Consider the following 19,996-nt stretch of genomic DNA (forward strand, 5'->3'; position numbering starts at 1 on the left):
GTCGGGGAGATCCCTTAATTTTAGGGCGGGAATTGTAGCGCTGTGGGGCGGGGGAGTAAACCGGTGTGTTTCCCCGCCCCGTGAAGGCTCAGGCCACGCGGCACATATCCGCTTCCCAGCGATAGCCAACGCCGTACACCGCGCGGATAAACGACTGCGCTTCGTCCAGCGCCTCCAGTTTGCGGCGCAGATTCTTGATATGGCTGTCGATAGTGCGATCTGTCACCACGCGGTAGTCGTCATACAGGTGGTTCAGCAGCTGCTCGCGGGAGAAGACTTTTCCCGGCTCGCCGGAGAGGGTTTTCAGCAGGCGGAATTCTGCCGGGGTGAGATCCAGCATTTTGCCGTGCCAGCTCGCCTGAAAACGGCCTTCGTCGATGACCAGCGGGCTTTGCGCATCCAGCGTCTGTAATTCACGCTGCGGTTTGCAGCGGCGCAGAATGGTTTTCACCCGCGCCACCACTTCCCGCGGGCTGTAGGGTTTGCAGATATAGTCATCCGCGCCGATTTCCAGCCCCAGCAGACGGTCGATCTCTTCGATGCGGGCGGTGACCATCACAATGGGCAGATCGGAAAAGCGGCGGATCTCGCGGCACAGTGTCAGGCCGTCGGTGCCGGGCAGCATTAGATCCAGCAGCATCAGATCCGGCGGCGACTGGCGCACGTAAGGCAGCACCTGGTCGCCGTGGCCGATCAGTGTCGGCGCGTAGCCCGCAGCTTTAAGGTAATCAATCAGCAACTGGCCGAGCTTCGGCTCGTCTTCGACAATCAGAATGCGTGGGGTGTTTTCGTCTATCGGTAACTCAGTCATACATCTCTCGTTTTGTCGCGTTCCAGCGGTAGTTCAACTGTAATGCTTACCCCACCAAAAGGCGAATGGGCAGCATGAAGGGCACCGCCGTGGGCTTCGACGATGTTCACGCAGATCGCCAGTCCCAGTCCCGAACCGCCGCTGGTGCGGTTGCGGGAGCCTTCGGTACGGTAAAAACGTTCAAACAGTCGGGCGAGCTGTTCGTCGGTGACGCCCGGCCCGCTGTCGGCAAAGGTCAGCAGCACCGCGTTGCCCCTGGTGCGGGCGCTGATCAGCAGCTGCCCGCCCGCGTCGGTATAACGCAGGCTGTTTTCCAGCAGATTATTAAACAGCTGCATCAGCCGGTCGCGGTCACCAAACACGGTGGCGGATTCAGTTAAGGAGGCGTTGAGGGATAACTGACGGCTGGCGAAGCGTTCACGGAACACGCCCGCCGCCATCTCCAGCAGGGTGATGACGTCCACCGGCGCTTTCTGATAGGCCAGCGCGCCTTCGTCCGACATCGACAGCTGATGCAGATCGTTCACCAGTTTGGTCAGGGTGCCCACCTCCGCCTGCAAAGAGGCCACCGACTCCGGCGTGAACTGGCGGACGCCGTCCTGGATCGCCTCCAGCTCGCCGCGCAGCACCGCCAGCGGCGTGCGCAGTTCATGGGAAATATCCGCCATAAAATCCCGCCGCATCTGCTGGTTTTTCTCCAGCGTGCTGGCGAGCTGGTTAAAGTCGTTCGCCAGTTTGCCCAGCTCATCCGGGCTGGTGGGGGTGACGCGGGTGGAGAAATCCCCGGCGGCGAGTTTATGTGTACCTTCCACAAGGCGTTTGACCGGCGCCAGCAGGCCGCGCGCCAGTAAAAAGGTCGCCAGCGCCGCCAGCAGGGTGGCCAGGCCGACGATCAGCCAGCTGGTGCGCCGCTGCTGGCGATCAAAGTTAATGTCGGTATTGCGCGTCAGGCGTTCAACCGGCGAGGCCACCACCCAGCCGACGTTCGCGCCGTTCACCACAATCGCCCGGCGCGTGCCTTCCCGCGGCACCGGCGAGCGCGGGCCGACCAGCACATGCCTGTCCTGATCGATAACCCAGAACTGGGTGCGCCAGCCGTGGGGCGGCATTCCCGGCCCTGGCCGGTCATCGTCGCCATCGTGCTCGAACGAGCGCAGGATCTGGAACACAAAACGGTCATTATTTCGTAAAAAACGCCAGTCGCCGTGCAGCTGATACTGCTCCCCCAGCGCATCGCTCAGCATCTGTAGCCGCTGTTCATTGCCGTTCTTGATGTAGTCGATAAAGCCGCGCTCAAAGCTGACGCGCACTGCCCAGTGCATGCTGATCAGCAGCACAATACAGGTGGCGAAAATCGCGAGGAACAGTTTGCCGGTAATACCCGGCCGCCACAGTTTCATTGTTATCTCCTTTTGCGCCGGGCAATCAGTACATTTTTACTGGCGTCGTTGGGTACGCGGGCAAACACCAGCGCGGGCAGGGCGATGATCGCCGCCATGCACAGCCAGGTATAGATAAAGACGTGATGCGCCACGCCGCTGTCCGCCGTCAGATGGTGCTGACCGAACAGGCCGAGCAGCAGCCCGGCGACGGAAACCCCGATGCTCATCGACAGCTGCATCACCATCGACAGCAGGCTGTTGCCGCTGCTCGCCAGCTCGTCGGGCAGATCTTTCAGCGTCAGGGTGTTCATTGATGAAAAGCGCATCGAGTTGATCATGCCCTGCATAAACAGCACCACCGGCAGCAGGTAGTACCAGCCGAGCAGCGCGGTGGTCATAAACAGCAGGCTGACCAGCGCCAGCCCGAGCGTGCTACCCACCAGCACCCGGCGATAACCGAAACGGTTGACCACCTGCACCACAATCCGCTTCATGCCCATGCTGCCGAGCACCATCGGGATCATCATCAGCCCGGCGTGAAACGGCGAAAAACCGAGGCCAATCTGCAAAAACACCGGCGTCATAAAGGGCAACATGCCGCTGCCGATGCGTCCGGCGAAGCTGCCGAGCAGGCCGAGGGAAAAACTGCGGGTGCGAAACAGCGTTAACCGGAACAGCGCGCGCTCATTGTTTCTGGCGTGACGCAGATAGAGCAGCAGCGCCACGAGGCCCGCCGCCACCAGCAGGATCGGCAACAGCGGAGACTGTCCGTCTGCTTTTTGCCCGTCCAGCGCCAGCGTCAGCGCCGCCATGCCGAGGGCCAGCAGCACAAACCCCCACATATCGAAACGGCGGGTTTGCAGGGTGTAGTTCGGCATCAGCCACAGCGTGGCGATGGCGCCGAGAATGCCCACCGGCAGATTAATCAAAAAGATCCAGTGCCAGGAGGCATATTCCACCAGCACGCCGCCCAGCGCCGGGCCTAACAGCGGCCCCACCTGGCCGGGCAGGGTGACGAAGGTCATCGCCGCCATATACTGCGCGCGGGGCACGATTTTCATCACCGTCAGCCGTCCGACCGGCACCATCATCGCCCCGCCGACGCCCTGTAATACGCGGGCTATTACCAGCTCATCCAGGGTGGCGGCGCGGGCGCAGAACAGCGAGCCAAGCGTGAACAGCACGATGGCGCTGAAAAAAACATTACGCACGCCGACTTTATCCGCCAGCCAGCCGCTGGCGGGTAGCATCACCGCCACCGTCAGCACATAGGCGACGATCACCATATGCATATGCAGCGGACTCTCCCCGAGGCTTTGCGCCATCGAGGGGAGGGCGGTATTCACAATGGTGGTATCCAGCGCCTGCATGAAAAAGCCCACGGCGACGATCCACAATTGCCAGCGTACGTTCCTGGACAGGTCGGTCATTTACTCACTTATCAGCTGTTGGTTTTTACGTGTAAAGCGCAGCCGCAGACGATCAAAGAACAGATACACCACCGGCGTGGTGTACAGCGTCAGCAGCTGGCTCATCACCAGCCCGCCGACGATGGTGATGCCGAGCGGCTGGCGCAGTTCCGAACCATCCCCGGCGGAGATCACCAGCGGCAGCGCGCCGAACAGCGCCGCCAGGGTGGTCATCATGATCGGCCGAAAACGCAGCAGACAGGCCTGGAAAATGGCCTCGTCCGGCGTCATGTTGCCGTTACGTTGCGCCTCAAGGGCGAAATCCACCATCATAATGGCGTTTTTCTTCACGATGCCAATCAGCAGCATAATGCCAATCAGCGCGATCAGGCTGAAGGGCGCGCCGAACAGCTCCAGCGCCAGCAGCGCGCCGACCCCGGCGGAGGGCAGCGTCGACAAAATCGTCAGCGGATGAATATAGCTCTCATACAGCACCCCCAGCACGATATACACAGTGGCAATGGCCGCAAGGATCAGGATCACCTGCGAGCTCATGGTGTCCTGAAACACCTGCGCCGTTCCCGCGAAGCTGCCGCGCACGGAGGAGGGCACGCCGAGCTGCGTCATAGTGCGGTTAATGGCGTCGCTCGCTTCTGACAGCGACACGCCGGTGGGCAGGTTAAAGGCGATGGTCGAGGCCGCCGACAAGCCCTGATGGTTCACCGACAGCGGCGCATTGGCGGGCTGCCATTTCGCGAAATAGGACAGTGGAATGGCTTTGCCGTCGTTGTTAATCACGAACATTTTATCCAGCGCGCTGATGTCCTGGGTGTAGCGCGGATCGACTTCCATCACCACTTTGTACTGGTTCAGCGGCTGATAGATGGTGGAAATTTGCCGCTGGCCGAAAGCGTTATTCAGCAGACTATTAGCCGCCTGCACGCTGATGCCAAGCCGCGACATGGTTTCGCGATCGTAGATCAGGTTCATTTCCGCGCCGTTGTCCTGTTGATCCGAATTCACGTCCGCCAGTTGCGGTAATGCCGCCAGTGCTTTGCGAATTTTGGGTTCCCACTCGCGCAGGGCGCTTAAATCATCCGACAGCAGGGCGTACTGGTAGCTGGCGTTAGACTGGCGTCCGCCGACGCGAATATCCTGCACCGCCATCAAAAACAAATTCGCCCCCGGCTCTTTCGCCAGCTTCACACGCAGCCGGTCAATGATCTGCTGGGCGCTTTCATGGCGCTCATCGCGGGATTTGAGGGTGATAAACATCATGCCGCTGTTCACCCGCGAACCGCCGGTAAAACCGGTAACGTTATCCACCGCCGGATCGTCACGGATGATCTTCATGAAATCCTCCAGCTTGCCGCGCATCGCCTGGAAGGAAATGCTCTGATCCGCCTGAATGCCGCCCATCAGCACGCCGGTATCCTGCTCCGGGAAGAAGGTTTTCGGGATCGAGATATAGAGCCAGACGTTGAGCACGATAGTGCCGAGCAGCACCGCGCCCACCAGCCGCGTGTGCCTGAGCACCCATTTCAGCGAACGGCCATAACCCTGCTGCATGGCCACCAGCAGGCGACCAAAACCCCGCTCGCGCGGGCGGCTGCGCGGTTTCGCGCTTTTCAGCAACCAGCCGCACATCATCGGCGTCAGGGTCAGCGATACCGCCAGCGAAATCCCGATCGCCACCGACAGCGTCACGGCGAATTCACGCAGCAGACGGCCCGGCAGCCCGTCCATCAGCAGCAACGGCAGGAATACCGCCACCAGCGACAGGCTCATCGAGAGCACGGTAAAGCCCACTTCCCGCGTGCCCTGAAGCGCCGCCTGCAACGGCTTCATGCCTGATTCCAGATGGCGGGAGATATTTTCCAGCACCACGATGGCGTCATCCACCACAAAACCGGTGGCGATGGTCAGCGCCATCAGCGACAGGTTGTTAAGGCTGAATCCGCACAGATACATGGCGGCGAAGGTGCCGATCAGCGACACCGGCACCGCCACCGCCGGGATCAGCGTTGCGCGACCGGAGCGCAGGAACAGGAACACCACGAGGATCACCAGCGCCACGGAGATAATCAGCGTCTGTTCCACTTCCTCCAGCGAGGCGCGAATGGTCGGCGAGCGATCCTGGGCGATCTGTAAATCAATGGCGGCGGGAATGCTTTTTTGCATCTCCGGCAACTGCGCGCGAATGCTGTCGACGGTCTGGATAATATTGGCTTCCGGCAGCTTACGGATCATCAGCAGAATGGCCGGTTTGGCGTTGGTCATCCCGGCATTGCGCACATTCTCCACCGAGTCGGTGACGCTGGCGACATCGCCAAGCCGCACCGCCGCGCCATTGTGGTAATGGACGATCAGCGGCTGGTATTCCGCCGCCGTTTTCAGCTCATCGTTGGTCTGCAACTGCCAGCGATGGGTGTCGTCTTCCACCGCCCCCTGCGGACGTCGCACGTTGGCATTGCTGATGGCGGTGCGCACATCGTCCAGCGATACGCCCTGATTAAACAGCGCCTGCGGATTGAGACCGACGCGCACCGCGGGCAGCGAACTGCCGCCGACGTCGACATCCCCCACGCCTTCGATCTGCGCAATATTCTGCGCCAGCTGGGTGGAGGCGAAATCGTAAAGCTGCCCCTGCGACCAGGTGTCCGAGGTCAGCGTCAGGATCATGATAGGCGCGTCGGACGGGTTGGCTTTGCGGTAGGTGGGACGGCTTGGCATTCCGCTCGGCAGCAGACTCTGCGCGGCGTTGATCGCCGCCTGCACATCCCGCGCCGCGCCGTTGATGTCGCGGTCAAATTTGAATTCCAGAATGATGCGTGTGCTGCCCAGCGAACTTGAGGAGGTCATCTCGTTGACCCCGGCAATGCGTCCCAGCGCCCGCTCCAGCGGCGTCGCCACCGACGACGCCATGGTTTCCGGCGACGCGCCCGGCAGCGAGGCGCTGACCATGATCACCGGATAATCCACCTGCGGCAGCGGCGCGACCGGCAGCATACGGAAACCGAGAATGCCGCACAGGGTGATGGCCAGCGAAATCAGGATCGTCGCCACCGGACGATAAATGAAGAGGGCGAAAAACTTCACTTACGCCTCCTCATTACGCGCCGGGAAACGGCGGCGCAGCGACAGCGCCAGCCGGTCGAACAGCAGGTAAATCACCGGCGTGGTAAAGAGCGTCAGCACCTGGCTCACCAGCAGACCGCCCACCATGCCGATACCGAGCGGACGGCGCAGTTCCGCGCCGACGCCGGTACTGAGCATCAGCGGCAGCGCGCCGAGCAGGGCGGCGAGGGTGGTCATCAGGATCGGCCTGAAACGCAGCAGACAGGCCTGGTAAATCGCCTCCCGCGGCGACATGCCCTGTTCGCGCTCGGCGGCCAGCGCAAAGTCGATCATCATGATGGCGTTTTTCTTGACGATACCGATCAGCAAAATGATGCCGATAATGGCGATCACATCCAGTTCCGCCCCTGCCAGCATCAGCGCCATCAGCGCACCAACGCCTGCCGTGGGCAGCGTGGAGAGAATAGTGATCGGATGGATAAAGCTTTCGTACAGCACGCCGAGCACGATGTACATCGCCACCACCGCCGCGACGATCAGCCACACCGTACTGCCGAGGGCATCCTGGAAGGCCAGCGTACTGCCCTGGAACTGGGTGGTAATATCCGTCGGGAAGCTGATGGTTTTTTCCGTGTCCAGAATCGACTGCACCGCTTCGCCCAGCGAATAGCCGTCCTGCACGTTAAAGGAGATGGTGGTGGACGGGAACTGATCGAGATGGTTAATCGACAGCGGGGTAAAGCGCTGTTCCACTTTGGCGATGGCGCTGAGCGGCACCACGCCGCCGTCGCTGCCGGTCAGCCGCACCGTGTCCAGCGCCGCCAGTCCTGGCGTTTGGGTGGTGTCGTGCTCCAGCACCACGCGGTATTGATTCGCCTGGGTGTAAATGGTGGAGATCAACCGCTGCCCGAAGGCGTTATAGAGGGCGTTATCCACATCCGCCATGCTGATGCCCAGGCGGCTGGCGCTGTCGCGATCGACGTTGATATAAGCCGCCAGGCCTTTGTCCTGCCAGTCGCTGCTCACATCCGCCAGCTGCGGCTGCGTTTGCAGCTTGCTCATCAGCTGCGGCACCCAGGTGCTGAGCGCCTCCAGCGACGTTGCCTGCAACGTAAACTGATACTGCGTGCGGCTGACGGTGGTGTCGATAGTCAGATCCTGGGTCGGTTGCAGGTAGAGCGCCACGCCGGGCACTTTTGCCACCGCGTTTTGCAATCGCTCGATCACCTCCGGCACGCGGTCGTCGCGATCGTCCAGCGGTTTAAGGTTGATTTGCAGGCGTGAACTGTTCAGCGACGGGTTAGTGCCGTCAACGCCGACAAAGGCCGTCAGGCTTTCCACCGCCGGATCTTTCAACACAATATCGCTCACCTGGCGCTGGCGTTCGGCCATGCTGGCAAAGGACGCCGACTGCGGCGCCTGTAAGGTGCCCTGAATAATGCCGTTATCCTGCACCGGGAAGAAACCTTTCGGGATCATCACCCACAGCAACACCGACAGCAGCAGGGTGGCGAAGGTCACGCCCAGCGTCAGCCACGGATGGTTGAGCACTTTCGCCAGCCCGCGCCCGTAAGCGGCGATCACCCGTTCAAAAAAGCGCTCTGATGCGCGGGAGAAGCGGTTCTGCTTGCGCAGCGATTCGGCGCTCAACATACGGGCGCACATCATCGGCGTCAGCGTCAGCGACACCACGGCGGAAATCAGAATCGCCACCGCCAGGGTGACGGCAAATTCGCGGAACAGCCGCCCGACGATATCGCCCATAAACAGCAGCGGGATCAGCACCGCAATCAGCGACAGGGTTAAGGAGATGATGGTAAAGCCGATCTCCCCCGCGCCTTTCAGCGCCGCCGCCAGCGGTTTTTCGCCTTTCTCGATATAGCGGGAGATGTTTTCGATCACCACAATGGCGTCATCCACCACAAAGCCGGTGGCGATGGTCAGCGCCATCAGCGTCAGGTTATTGATGGAAAAATCGAGGAACACCATCACCGCAAAGGTGCCGATTAATGACAGCGGCACCGCGACGCCGGGAATAATGGTCGCCGGAACGTTACGCAAAAACAGATAGATGATCATCACCACCAGTGCGATGGCCAGCATCAGCTCAAACTGGGTGTCGGATACCGAGGCGCGAATATTGGTGGTGCGATCGGAAAGGACTTTCACCTCCACCGACTTCGGCAGGCTGGCGGTTAACTGCGGCAGCATGGCGCGGATGCTGTCGGCAGTATCGAGAATATTGGCCCCCGGCTGGCGCTGCACGTTCATGACAATCGCCTGCTCTTTGTTGGCCCATGCCCCAAGCCAGCGGTTTTCCGCCCCCTGTTCGATGGTGGCGACGTCCCCCAGGCGGATCGGCGCGCCGTTCTGGTAGGCGACGATTAGCCTGCGATATTCCTCGGCGGACTGCATCTGGTCGTTGGCTGACAGCGTCACCGCCCGCGTCGGGCCGTCGAGACTGCCTTTGGCGGAGTTAACGTTAGCGCTGGTGATGGCGGTGCGAATGGTTTCGCTGGTCAGGCCGAGGGAAGCAATGGCCTGGGCGTTAAGTTTTACCCGCACCGCAGGACGCTGCCCGCCGGATAAGGTCACCAGACCGACGCCGGCCACCTGGGAAATTTTCTGCGCGACACGGGTTTCCACCATGTCTTCCACCTGCGTCATCGGCATGGCGCTGGAGGTTACGGCCAGCGTCATGATCGGCGGATCCGCAGGGTTCACTTTGTTATAGACCGGCGGGTTCGGCAGATCCGACGGCAGCAGGTTAGTGGCGGCGTTAATGGCGGCCTGCACCTCCTGCTCGGCGACATCCAGCGGCAGCGAAAGCTGGAACTGTAACGTCACCACCGACGCGCCGCCGGAGCTTTGCGACGACATCTGTTTTAAGCCGGACATCTGCCCGAACTGGCGCTCAAGGGGCGCGGTCACCGCCGAGGTCATTACATCCGGGCTGGCACCGGGATAGAGTGTCACCACCTGAATGGTCGGATAATCCACCTCCGGCAGGGCGGACACGGGAAGAAACCGATAGCCGATGATCCCGGCCAGTAAAATCGCCACCATCAACAGCGTGGTGGCGACCGGACGTAAAATAAACAGGCGGGACGGGCCGCCGGTGCGGCTGGGCGGTAACACCTGCATCAGGATTTCGCTCCTTTAGCGGTGCTTTTGGCCGGTGCGGCGCTGGCATCGTGCGCGTCCACCACTTCCACTTTCGCCCCTTCGGTCAGACGGTCGATACCGTCAGTGACCACACGATCCCCGGCGGAAAGCCCGGCGGCGATCACCACTTTCTGGCTGTCCTGAATGCCCGGCGTGACGGTGTGTTTGCTGACGGTGTTCTGATCGTTCAGCACCCAGACGAAATTGCCTTCGTTACCCATTTGCAGGGCGGCGGCCGGGATCACCACCGCGTCCTGTTCGGTATCCACCAGCATGCGCGCATTGACGAACTGGTTGGGGAACAGGGCGTCGTCCTGATTCTCAAAGCGGGCTTTGAGTTTGATGGTGCCGGTGGTGGCGTCGATCTGGTTATCCAGACTCAACAGGGTGCCGGTGCTCAGCTTCTGCTTGTTGGTGCGATCCCAGGCTTCGACGCTCAGCATCTGCCCGGCATTGCGCGCTTTCACAATAGTAGCGATGTCGTTTTCCGGCAGGGTGAAGATCAGATCGATGGGGTGCGTCTGGGTGATCACCACAATACCGGTGGTATCACCGCTGGAAATCTGGTTGCCGACATCCACCTGTTTTAAGCCAACGCGACCGTCTATCGGCGCGGTGATGCGGCTCCAGTCCAGCTGTAACTGCGCGCTGGCGACGGCGGCTTCATCGGCCTTGATGGTGCCTTCGCTTTCGCTGACCAGCGCCTGCTGGGCATCCAGCTCCTGACGGGACACCAGATTAGTTTTCACCAGTTGCTGATAGCGGGCCAGATCGCGGCGGGCGTTAGCCAGCGTCGCTTTATCGCGGGCCAGTTGCCCCTGGGCCTGGGCAAGGGCGACCTTAAACTGGCTGGGATCGATTTCGGCGAGCAGATCGCCTTTTTTCACCTGCTGGCCTTCCTGAAAATGCACCGCCAGCAATTGACCGTCAACACGGCTGCGCACGGTAACGGTATTCGCGGCCGTAATGGTGCCAAGACCGCTCAGATAACGGGGCACGGCCTCGCGGGTGGCGGTGGCCGCCTGCACCGGCGCAAGGGAAGGGCCGCGCATGCCCGCGCCGTGACGTCCGGCTCCGGCCTGGCGCTGTTGTCCGGCGGGGGCGGCAGAATGAGCGTGCCAGTACCAGGCAGCGGCAAGGGCGGCGATGACCACTCCTGCGAGAAGCATCCAGCGGGTATTATTACGGCCTTTCATCGTTATTCGTATCTCTTCCTGAAACATTAAGCAGAATGATACTAGTTTAGTAATGCCAGGCCGCAGAAAAATGGAGGAAATATGAAACACTGTGTGGATTTGTCCGAATGACAAGGGGCGGATGCTCTGCCTGCGACTGTTATAAAAATGTAATAAATAGTTTATAGACTGCTCAGCATTGTTATTTTCCCGTCCTCTGGTAACAGGAAGTCATTATGAGCAGGCCATTAAAATCCGTCTTCAAACAAGAACACAGTGAAGAGATCAGCAACACCAGCGCCAACCCGGTATTTTCGGACGTCAAGGACGTCTTTCTGTCACGCCGTCGCTTTTTGCAGATGGGGGCGGTCGCGGGCGCGGCGGTGTCTTTCCCGGCGCTGATGCGCGCGGAAAGCGCTTTTGCGGCCATGACGCAGCCGACGGCGCTGGCGAAAGCGGTGTCGCTGGGCTTTACCAGCATTCCTGTTTCCACTGCGGACACCGTAACGGTGCCGGAAGGCTACATCGCACGTCCATTCTATCGCTGGGGCGACGCCACCGGCATCAAAGGCATGATGCCGGAATTCAAATTCGACGCCAGCAACACCACTGAAGAACAGGCGGCGCAGGCGGGTATGCACCATGACGGCATGGCCTGGTTCAGCCTTCCGCGCGGTGAAGATAATGCCGCCCACGGCCTGCTGGCGATGAACCACGAATACATCGATAACGGCATGCTGTTTAAAGACGGCACCGCAGACTGGAACGCCGATAAAGTCCGTAAAGGGCAGAACGCCATGGGCGTGTCGGTGATCGAGGTGAAAAAGAGCGGCAGCGACTGGCAGGTGGTGCGCCCGTCAAACTATGCCCGCCGTATCACCGTTAATACGCCGATGGAGCTGTCCGGCCCGGCGCGTCATCACATGCTGATGAAAACCGCCGCCGATCCGCAGGGCGAGCGCGTGCTCGGCACCATGCAGAACTGCGCCAACGGCCATACGCCCTGGGGCACCTATCTCACCTGTGAAGAAAACTGGTCAGATATTTTTGTTAAACAAGCCGACCGCAACGCGCTGGAAAAACGTTATGGCATCGCCGACAGCGACGAGTCCTACCGCTGGAGCGAAGTGGACGAACGCTTTAACGTCGATAAAACCCCAAACGAACCGAACCGCTTTGGCTGGGTGGTTGAAATCGACCCGTACAATCCGACCTCCACACCGCGCAAACACACCGCGCTGGGCCGCTTCAAGCATGAAGGCGCGGCGGTGACGCTGGCGGCGGACAAACGCGTCGTGGTCTATATGGGCGACGATCAGAAATTCGAGTACATCTATAAGTTCGTCTCGGATAAAAAATATGATGCGGGCAACCGTGACGCCAGTATGCAACTGCTGGAGTCAGGCACGCTCTATGTCGCCCGCTTTAATGAAGACGGTACCGGCGACTGGCTGCCGCTGGTCTTCGGGCAGAACGGGCTTGATCAGAGCAAGGGCTTTGAAAGCCAGGGCGATGTGCTGATCAAAACCCGTCTGGCGGCGGACGCGGTGGGCGCGACGAAAATGGACCGTCCGGAGTGGATCGCCGTCGATCCTCACGCTGCCGGCAGCGTCTATTGCACGCTCACCAATAACAGCGATCGCGGCAAAGAGGGCAAAGCGCCGGTGGATGCGGCGAACCCGCGCGCCAATAATGTGTATGGACATATTATGCACTGGAGCGAAGACAATGCCGATCCGGCAGCGGCCCGCTTTAAATGGGATATTCTGGTGCTCGCCGGGCGTAACGATGGCGATAAGCCGGACGCGAAAGGCAATATGCAGGGCGCGGCCTTCGGCAGCCCGGACGGCCTGTCATTCGACCATCAGGGCGTGCTGTGGATCCAGACGGACGTCTCCTCCAGCACCATCAACCAGAAAGCTTACGAGGGGATGGGGAATAACCAGATGCTGGCGACCATTCCCGGCACCAATGATTACCGCCGTTTCCTGACCGGGCCGCGCGGCTGTGAGATCACCGGCATCGCTTTTACGCCGGACAACCGCACGCTGTTTATTAATATTCAGCATCCGGGAGAAGGCGGGGATGATGTGACCGATCCGGCGAACCCGCGCGCGGTGTCGAACTGGCCGGATAACCGCCCGGACGGACGTCCGCGCTCGTCAACAGTGGTGATCACCAAAGCGGACGGCGGGATTATCGGATCGTAGTATGTTTGTGCCGGGTGGCGCTGACGCTTACCCGGCCTACGTAATACGTAATATGCCGTTCCAGGCCCGGCAAGCGTAGCGCCGCCGGGCAATGGCAATGGATAATCGTTACCACTGCCTGATCACCGCTTCGCCAATCGCCGCGATGGCTTTATTACGTTCATCCATGGTGGCCTTGCTGCCCGTCACATAAATCACCACAATGCGCGACGGCATGCCGTCCGGCCCCAGGGCTGCAACAATGCCGCGGGATCCGCGTTCACCGGCCCCGGTTTTATCGGCGATATACCAGCCCGCAGGCAGGACCGAGCGCAGCAGCGGCCCGGCGACCTTATCCTCTTCCATCCAGCGCGCTAACTGCTGCCGTGAAGCCGCCGTCAGGGTATCGCCCGTTAACAGCTGACGCAGGGTTTTCGCCATCGCCGCCGGGGTGGTGGTGTCACGCACGTCCCCCGGCAGGGCTTCGTTCAGCTCCGGCTCCACGCGATCAAGACGCGTCGTCTCATCGCCGGTTTTGCGGATGAAATCTGTCAGCTTTTGCGGGCCGCCCAGCGTTGAGAGCAGCAGATTGGCCGCCGTGTTATCGCTCAGGGTGATGGCGGCATCGCACAGTTCCGCCACCGTCATGCCGTCCGCCAGATGCTTTTCCGTTACCGGCGAGTAAGTGATGAGATCGGCTTTCTGCCAGGTCAGGCGGCGATTAAGCTGCTCCTGTCCGGCGTCAACGCGCGCCAGCACCGCGCCGCACAGCAGCACCTTAAAGGTGCTCATCATCGGAAAACGCTCATCCTGACGATAGCTGTTCAGCACCTTGCCGGAAGCCAGATCCAGCTCTGCATAGCCCACGCGTGCCGCGAGCGTAGTTTCCGCCTGTTTGACGGTAGAAAGCGTGTCGGCGCGGGCGGATCCCGGCAGCGTAAGGGCCGCTAACAGCGGCATGACGATCAGATAAAAGCGTTTCATGGCGTTATTTCCCCGTTGTGCCGAACTGCACCTGTGCCCAGCGTGCCAGACCGGCGGTTACCGAGCCGAAATCATCGCCACCGGCGATGGGAATGCCCGGCAGCTTTTCCGCCAGCGCGCGTTTGATGAGCGGCGAACGGGCGCTGCCGCCGGTGAGGTAAATTACATCCGGCGTTTCATTGCTGCTGTCCAGCGCCAGCTGCACCTGTTCCAGAATACGCGCCAGCGGCTGGGTGAGTGCTGCTTCCAGGCCGTCGCGGGTAATGGCGGTCGCCAGATCGTCGCTGATAAAGGGCAGACGCGCCGTGACCTCATCGGTTTCCGACAGGGCGATTTTGCTCTCTTCGGCACTGCGTACCAGCCGGTAGCTCAGGCGCTGACGCCAGACTTTGGTCAGCAGCGCCACTTTATCGCCATCGCGGGCATCGCGCACCAGATCGTTTAACAGCCGACCGTTGGCGGTGCTGTAGAAATCGCTTTGTGCCGGAACATCGTTAATTGCCACAGCGTTCCACCACGGCAGGATCGGCAGCGCAATGCCTTTTTCGGTCTGGCCGCCCATGCCGAGCAGCGGCATCAGGTTTTTAAACGCCAGCGCGATGTCGAGGTCGTTACCGCCGACGCGGCAGCCGCTGTGCCCGAGGAGACTTGAATCGCGGTCGCTGCGGTGATGCCACTGCGGCCCCATCAGCAGCAGCGAGCAGTCGGTGGTACCGCCGCCGATATCCACCACCAGCACGCGTTTTTCTTCACTGAGCGTCGCTTCAAAGTCCAGACCCGCCGCCACCGGCTCATACTGGAACACCACATCGCGGAATCCGGCGCGTTTTGCCGCGCGCGCAAGTATCCCCTGTGCCTGGGCGTTAGCCTCATCCCCGCCGAGACCCTGGAAGTTAATCGGACGGCCAATCACCGCCTGGTCGATCGCCTCCGGCAGCTGCGTCTGCGCCTGGAGACGGATGTGCAGCATCATGGCGCACACCAGATCTTCAAACAGCGCGATCTGCTGCGGCTTCAGGCCGCTGGCACCGAGGAAGGATTTGGGCGATTTAACAAAATAGACCTCCTCCGGATCCTGCACATACTGATGCAGGGAACTGAGGCCGAACTGCACGCTGCCCGGCAGCACCTCGATATCTTCGTCGCGGTTATAATTCATCGCCCGGCGCAGCAACGCCTGGGTTTCTCCCTCTGTCGCCGGAACGGCATGATGACGGTGCAGCCATTCGCTGACCGCTTCGCGCGTCGGGGCGCACAGCATGGAGGGCAGTAGCGAGCTATTGTTTTCCATTTTTAACAGCTGCGGCGAGCCGTCACGCATTACTGCCACAGAGCAGTTGGCGGTGCCATAGTCAAAACCAATAAACATGTTGAATTCCCCGGGCCGGTGCAGAAGGGGGGCGACTTTAGCGGAATGGGATTTGAAAGCAAAGCAAAAAGTGCCGGGGGCGGTTAGTCTGTTATAAGAAAGTTAATTACAGCAGGAGAGGCTATGTACACACTTCACTGGCAACCGCCTTATGACTGGGCGTGGATGCTGGGCTTTCTTCGCGCCCGTGCCGTAAGCGGGGTGGAAGTCGTCAGCGAGGGGCGCTATGTGCGTAGCCTGGCGCTCGGCGAACACCAGGGGCTGATCACCGCCGAACCGGATGAGCAGAATCACACCCTGCGGGTGACGCTCAGCGATGGCCTGCTGCCGGTGGCGGATGAATGTCTGGCGCGCGTCGGGCGGCTGTTCGATCTGGCCTGCGATCCGCAGATGATTAATGGCGCGCTGGGCGATTTGGGCGCAGCGCGTCCGGGGCTGCGGCTGCCGGGATCAATGGATGCCTTCGAACAGGGGATCCGCGCGATTTTAGGCCAACTGGTGAGCGTGGCGATGGCGGCAAAGCTCACCGGCTATGTCGCAAACCGTTACGGCGAGCCGCTGAACGGCGAACCAGGTTTTGTCTGTTTTCCGCGCCCGGAAGTGCTGGTGAATGCCGATCCGGCAGAGTTAAAAACGCTGGGCATGCCGTTAAAACGCGGGGAGGCCATTGTGCATTTTGCCCGGGCGACCCTTGACGGGCGCTTTCCCCTCATCGCCCCGGCGGATGTGGAACAGGGGGTGAAGCATTTACAGACCTTTCCGGGCATCGGGCGCTGGACGGCCAATTATCTGGCCCTGCGCGGCTGGCAGGCAAAAGATGTCTTTCTGGCGGACGATTATCTGATCAAGCAGCGTTTTAGCGGCATGACGCCCGCGCAAATCCGTCACTACGCCGCCCGCTGGCAGCCGTGGCGCTCTTACGCGCTGCTGCATATCTGGTATACCGACGGCTGGCAGCCGTCAGTTGATGGCGAAATAGCTGGTGTTTAGCATCAAATCCAGCGGCTGCGGCGGAGAAATGGTATCGCCGTAGATGTAGTCGATGCCGATGCCGGAGAGGGTGTCCATCACCATCGGCTGGTGCGTTGGCCCGGCGATGCTTTTCATGCCCAGACGCTGGGCATGGCCCTGCACAATAGTGACCATCATTTCATCCATCAGGTTGCCGTGTACGTTACCGATCAATTCCTGGTCGAGCAGAATGTAATCCGCAACGTACGGGGTGAGATGGCTGAACAGCTCCAGGTCGCGGCCCACGTGGCTTAAGATCACCTGGCAGCCCGCTTCGCGCAGTTTGTGCAGCCCGTCGTTGATGCTGGCGTCGTCGCGCATCAGCGCATCCGCATGGATCACCAGATGCAGCAGGCGGGCGGGCATCTGGCTCTGCGCCAGGCTGTCCAGCAGTTCGCTGACCAGGGTTTTGCTGGCAAGACCGGTGGTGGAGAGCGGCAGGGCAACCCCTAAGCCTTTACGGGTGACGGCTGCGGCGCTGTTGCGGAAAAATTCCTGGAACACGCGGCGGTCAAGGGCGCGAATAAGTTTGCGATCGCTCAGGGAGGCGCGAAACGCGTGCTCTTCCATGATGTCGCCGTTGCTGGTCCACAGCCGCAGCGACAGCAGCCAGAAATTGCAGGTTTCCGGCACGCGGGGCGAGGCCACGCCGCGGGCAATCAGCAGCAGCGGATTGTCATTGATCATCCGCGACTGCTCTTCCGCGGACATCTGCAGACGAATTTCGTGCATGTCGTCCTGCTCCGGCTCATATACGGTGACCATCCCGCGTCCGCCGTTTTTCGAGGCATAACAGGCGATATCCGCCTGCGACATCACTTCTGACGCCAGATAGTTGGTTTCGTCAATGAGCGTAATGCCCGCGCTGGCCCCGATGCGGTGCAGACGGCCTTCCCATATAAACTGGTAGTCGTTGATCGCGGCAATCAACCGCCCGGAAATATAGCGGGCGCTTTCGATATTGCAGTCCGGCAGCAGCAGGCCAAACTCATCGCCGCCCAGCCGCGCCAGAATATCGGTGGTGCGCAGCATGCTGAGCATCAGCGATGAAATTTCCCGCAGCAGCGCATCCCCCGCCGCATGTCCGGCGGAGTCGTTCACCGCTTTAAAGCGATCGAGATCGATATACACCAGCGCATGCCGCTGTTGGGTTTCCTGCACGCCCTGCAACAGGCGTTTGAGATGATTTTCGAAGCTGACGCGGTTGGCCAGATGGGTGAGGGCGTCGTGGGAGGCGCTGTAGCTGAGCTGGCGCAGCATTTTGCGCGATTCGGTCACGTCCTGAATAACCAGCACAAAGCCGATGTTTTGCCCGTCCAGGGTGCTGAGCGGCGTCACGCTGTAGTGAATATCGTAGCTGCCGCCGTTGCGACAGTGCAGCACCACATCCTGTTCAATGGCGGAGCGGGACATATCGCCGCTATGAATGTTTTCCATCAGCGGGCCGTTATCGCCGAAGGTAATGTGCAGGACATTGAGCAGCGCCTGGCCCATCGCCTGCTCCTGCGGCCAGCCGCTCATTTTTTCCGCCACCGGGTTCATAAAGGTGATATTCATATTCACATCGGTACAGAGCACCGCTTCGCCGATGGAGTCCAGCGTAATATGCAGACGCTCTTTCTCCTGGAACAGCGCCTCGTTAAGCTGCTTCACCTCGGTCATGTCCATATTGATGCCGAGCAGGCGTTCCACTTCGCCATTTTTGTTCAGCACCCGGTTGGCGAGGGTACGGATATGACGCACACCCTCTTTCACGTGCACGCGAAATTCCAGCTTAAACGGCAGGCGCGACACCAGCGAATCGCGCACCACCTGCTCGGTCATCGCGCGGTCTTCCGGTATCACGCAGTCATACCACAGCTGCCAGGTCGGTTTAACGTGCGGCGGGATTTCATACAGCTCAAACATCCGTTTGTCCCAGCTGATGATGTCCGTCGCCAGTTCCCACTCCCAGATGCCGATGCCCCCCGCTTCGTTGGCGAGGGTAATACGCTCCATCAGGCGTTTGTTAACCCATTCCGTCTGTTTGAGATCGTTGATGTCTTCGATTTGCGAGATGAAATAGAGCGGGGTGCCGTCACCGTGCCGCACCAGCGATACCGCCAGCAGCGCCCAGACAACGTCGCCATTGCGCGTGTAGTAACGCTTTTCCATGGAATAGCTGTTGATCTCGCCGCGCACCAGCATCTCCAGCTGTTCAAGATCGCTGTTGAGATCTTCCGGCCAGGTCAGCTGTTGAAAAGTGAGGGCGCGCAGCTCTTCCTGGGTATAGCCAAGGAATTTACACAGCGCTTTGTTAGCCTGAAGCCATTCGCCTTCGGTGCCCACCAGCGCCATGCCGATGGCGGAATATTCCATGGCGTTACGAAAGCGCGCTTCACTCTCGGTGATGTGTTTGCGTTCGGTGCGAAAAGCATACATCACCATGGTCATGACGTTGGCCGGCAGCAGCATCATCATAAAGGGCAGCCAGGGCGCGTTGAGCATGACGGGCGTATTGTGCGGCGTCAGTGCAAAGGGATCCGCTGCCATCATCAGCGACACCATCATCACGGTGGAGAGAAATATCAGAAAGGCTTCAAGCCGCGGCAGGCGTACCGCGCTCCACATCAGCAGCACGATCACCGCGGTAAAGGGCCACGGCAGATATTTTATCGACAGCCAGCTCAGCATCAGCGTAACCGCCAGCGTCAGCAGCGTTTCCAGCAGCAACTGCGGCTTACGGTGGCGCAGCAGATAATGCATTTTGAACAGCAGACCCAGCGGGATCAGCGCCATCGCGCCAATGGATTCCGAGAGCGTCCAGAGCGTAAAGGCGCGCAGCGGGTTGTCGTTCCCGACCAGCAGAGACACCAGCAGGCCGCCAATCACCGGCGGTATCACGGCGCTGCCGATAGTCAGACGGATCCAGTCGTTTAAGTTTTGCAGCGGGTTGTACCAGGGCAGCATTTTACGCAGCAGTATGGCCCCGATCAGCGCTTCAATAACGTTAATACCGGGGTACCATAGATTGATGGCCTCGGGCGGGAATAACACCAGTGACGCGCCGATGCTGCCCAGCGAACAGGCCAGCGCAATCGCCGGCCACAGGCGGCCTGCATGACGATAAAACGCCACCATCATAATGGACGTGGAGAACCACAGCGGAGCAAGAATGTTGCCGAAACGAGCTAACTCAAGGGAGAACAGGGTAAAGATAAAGGTGACCAGTCCTAAACTGATTAATCGCAGTAAAGGATTCGGAGTGGCCACCAAAACGCGCTGGTATTGTTTATTCATTACCGCTTTATCCGCAGACCCTGAGCCGCCCGATACATTCACGGGGCGAGTTAAATTTGAAATTTGGATTATGCTAGTACAAACAATTTACAATTCCTATCGTGGGCGCTCATAATTTGACATCACAGTGTTATTAATTACTTA

Annotated in this window: 11 protein-coding genes; 2 read left to right on the top strand and 9 right to left on the bottom strand. The window is 60.2% G+C overall.

Features of this window, described 5'->3' with window-relative positions; genetic code table 11:
* Nucleotides 1-88: 88 nt before the first annotated feature.
* Genes baeR through ACQUTD_RS03210 form a run of 6 tightly spaced genes read right to left on the bottom strand, consistent with a single transcriptional unit; the run spans nucleotide 89 to nucleotide 11,041 of the window.
* Entirely contained in the window at nucleotides 89-811 is a 723-nt protein-coding gene (gene baeR / locus ACQUTD_RS03185) for an envelope stress response regulator BaeR (RefSeq protein WP_072569072.1), read from the bottom strand.
* Nucleotides 808-2,211, bottom strand: a complete 1,404-nt coding sequence (gene baeS, locus ACQUTD_RS03190; RefSeq protein ID WP_318364001.1) for an envelope stress sensor histidine kinase BaeS — start codon at nucleotides 2,209-2,211, stop codon at nucleotides 808-810. The genes baeR and baeS overlap by 4 nt, the downstream gene beginning before the upstream one ends.
* Nucleotides 2,212-2,213: 2 nt before the next feature.
* Nucleotides 2,214-3,623, bottom strand: coding sequence for a multidrug transporter subunit MdtD (mdtD, locus tag ACQUTD_RS03195; RefSeq protein WP_473273681.1), 1,410 nt, complete (start codon nucleotides 3,621-3,623; stop codon nucleotides 2,214-2,216).
* Entirely contained in the window at nucleotides 3,624-6,701 is a 3,078-nt protein-coding gene (mdtC, locus tag ACQUTD_RS03200; RefSeq protein WP_473273682.1) for a multidrug efflux RND transporter permease subunit MdtC, read from the bottom strand. It abuts the gene before it with no gap.
* Nucleotides 6,702-9,824, bottom strand: coding sequence for an MdtB/MuxB family multidrug efflux RND transporter permease subunit (locus tag ACQUTD_RS03205; protein ID WP_473273683.1), 3,123 nt, complete (start codon nucleotides 9,822-9,824; stop codon nucleotides 6,702-6,704).
* A complete protein-coding gene (locus ACQUTD_RS03210; RefSeq protein ID WP_473273684.1) occupies nucleotides 9,824-11,041 on the bottom strand; it encodes an MdtA/MuxA family multidrug efflux RND transporter periplasmic adaptor subunit in 1,218 nt (405 codons plus the stop codon). The genes ACQUTD_RS03205 and ACQUTD_RS03210 overlap by 1 nt, the downstream gene beginning before the upstream one ends.
* Before the next feature lie 215 nt (nucleotides 11,042-11,256).
* Between ACQUTD_RS03210 and ACQUTD_RS03215 the strand changes: the two genes are divergently transcribed.
* Nucleotides 11,257-13,230, top strand: a complete 1,974-nt coding sequence (locus tag ACQUTD_RS03215) for an alkaline phosphatase PhoX (RefSeq protein ID WP_473273685.1) — start codon at nucleotides 11,257-11,259, stop codon at nucleotides 13,228-13,230.
* A 108-nt stretch (nucleotides 13,231-13,338) separates the two neighbouring features.
* Here ACQUTD_RS03215 and bla read toward each other — a convergent pair whose 3' ends face one another.
* Together bla and yegD are read right to left on the bottom strand one after the other, a co-directional pair.
* Complete coding sequence (gene bla / locus ACQUTD_RS03220; protein WP_473273686.1) at nucleotides 13,339-14,193, bottom strand: class A beta-lactamase; 855 nt, start codon at nucleotides 14,191-14,193, stop codon at nucleotides 13,339-13,341.
* 4 nt (nucleotides 14,194-14,197) lie between these two features.
* Nucleotides 14,198-15,562 (bottom strand): molecular chaperone, encoded by a 1,365-nt coding sequence (yegD, locus tag ACQUTD_RS03225; RefSeq protein ID WP_473273687.1) that lies wholly within the window; start codon nucleotides 15,560-15,562, stop codon nucleotides 14,198-14,200.
* Nucleotides 15,563-15,685: 123 nt separating this feature from the next.
* Here yegD and alkA point away from each other — a divergent pair, with 123 nt between their 5' ends.
* Nucleotides 15,686-16,552 carry a DNA-3-methyladenine glycosylase 2 gene (gene alkA / locus ACQUTD_RS03230; RefSeq protein ID WP_473273688.1) on the top strand — a complete coding sequence of 289 codons (867 nt, stop codon included), beginning with the start codon at nucleotides 15,686-15,688 and terminating at the stop codon, nucleotides 16,550-16,552.
* On the opposite strand, the gene ACQUTD_RS03235 is transcribed toward alkA, so the two are convergent.
* Entirely contained in the window at nucleotides 16,523-19,852 is a 3,330-nt protein-coding gene (locus ACQUTD_RS03235) for a diguanylate cyclase (RefSeq protein WP_473273689.1), read from the bottom strand. The two genes, alkA and ACQUTD_RS03235, sit on opposite strands and share 30 nt — an antisense overlap.
* Nucleotides 19,853-19,996 lie beyond the last annotated feature (144 nt).

The sequence above is a fragment of the Enterobacter sp. K510 genome, assembly GCF_055804875.1.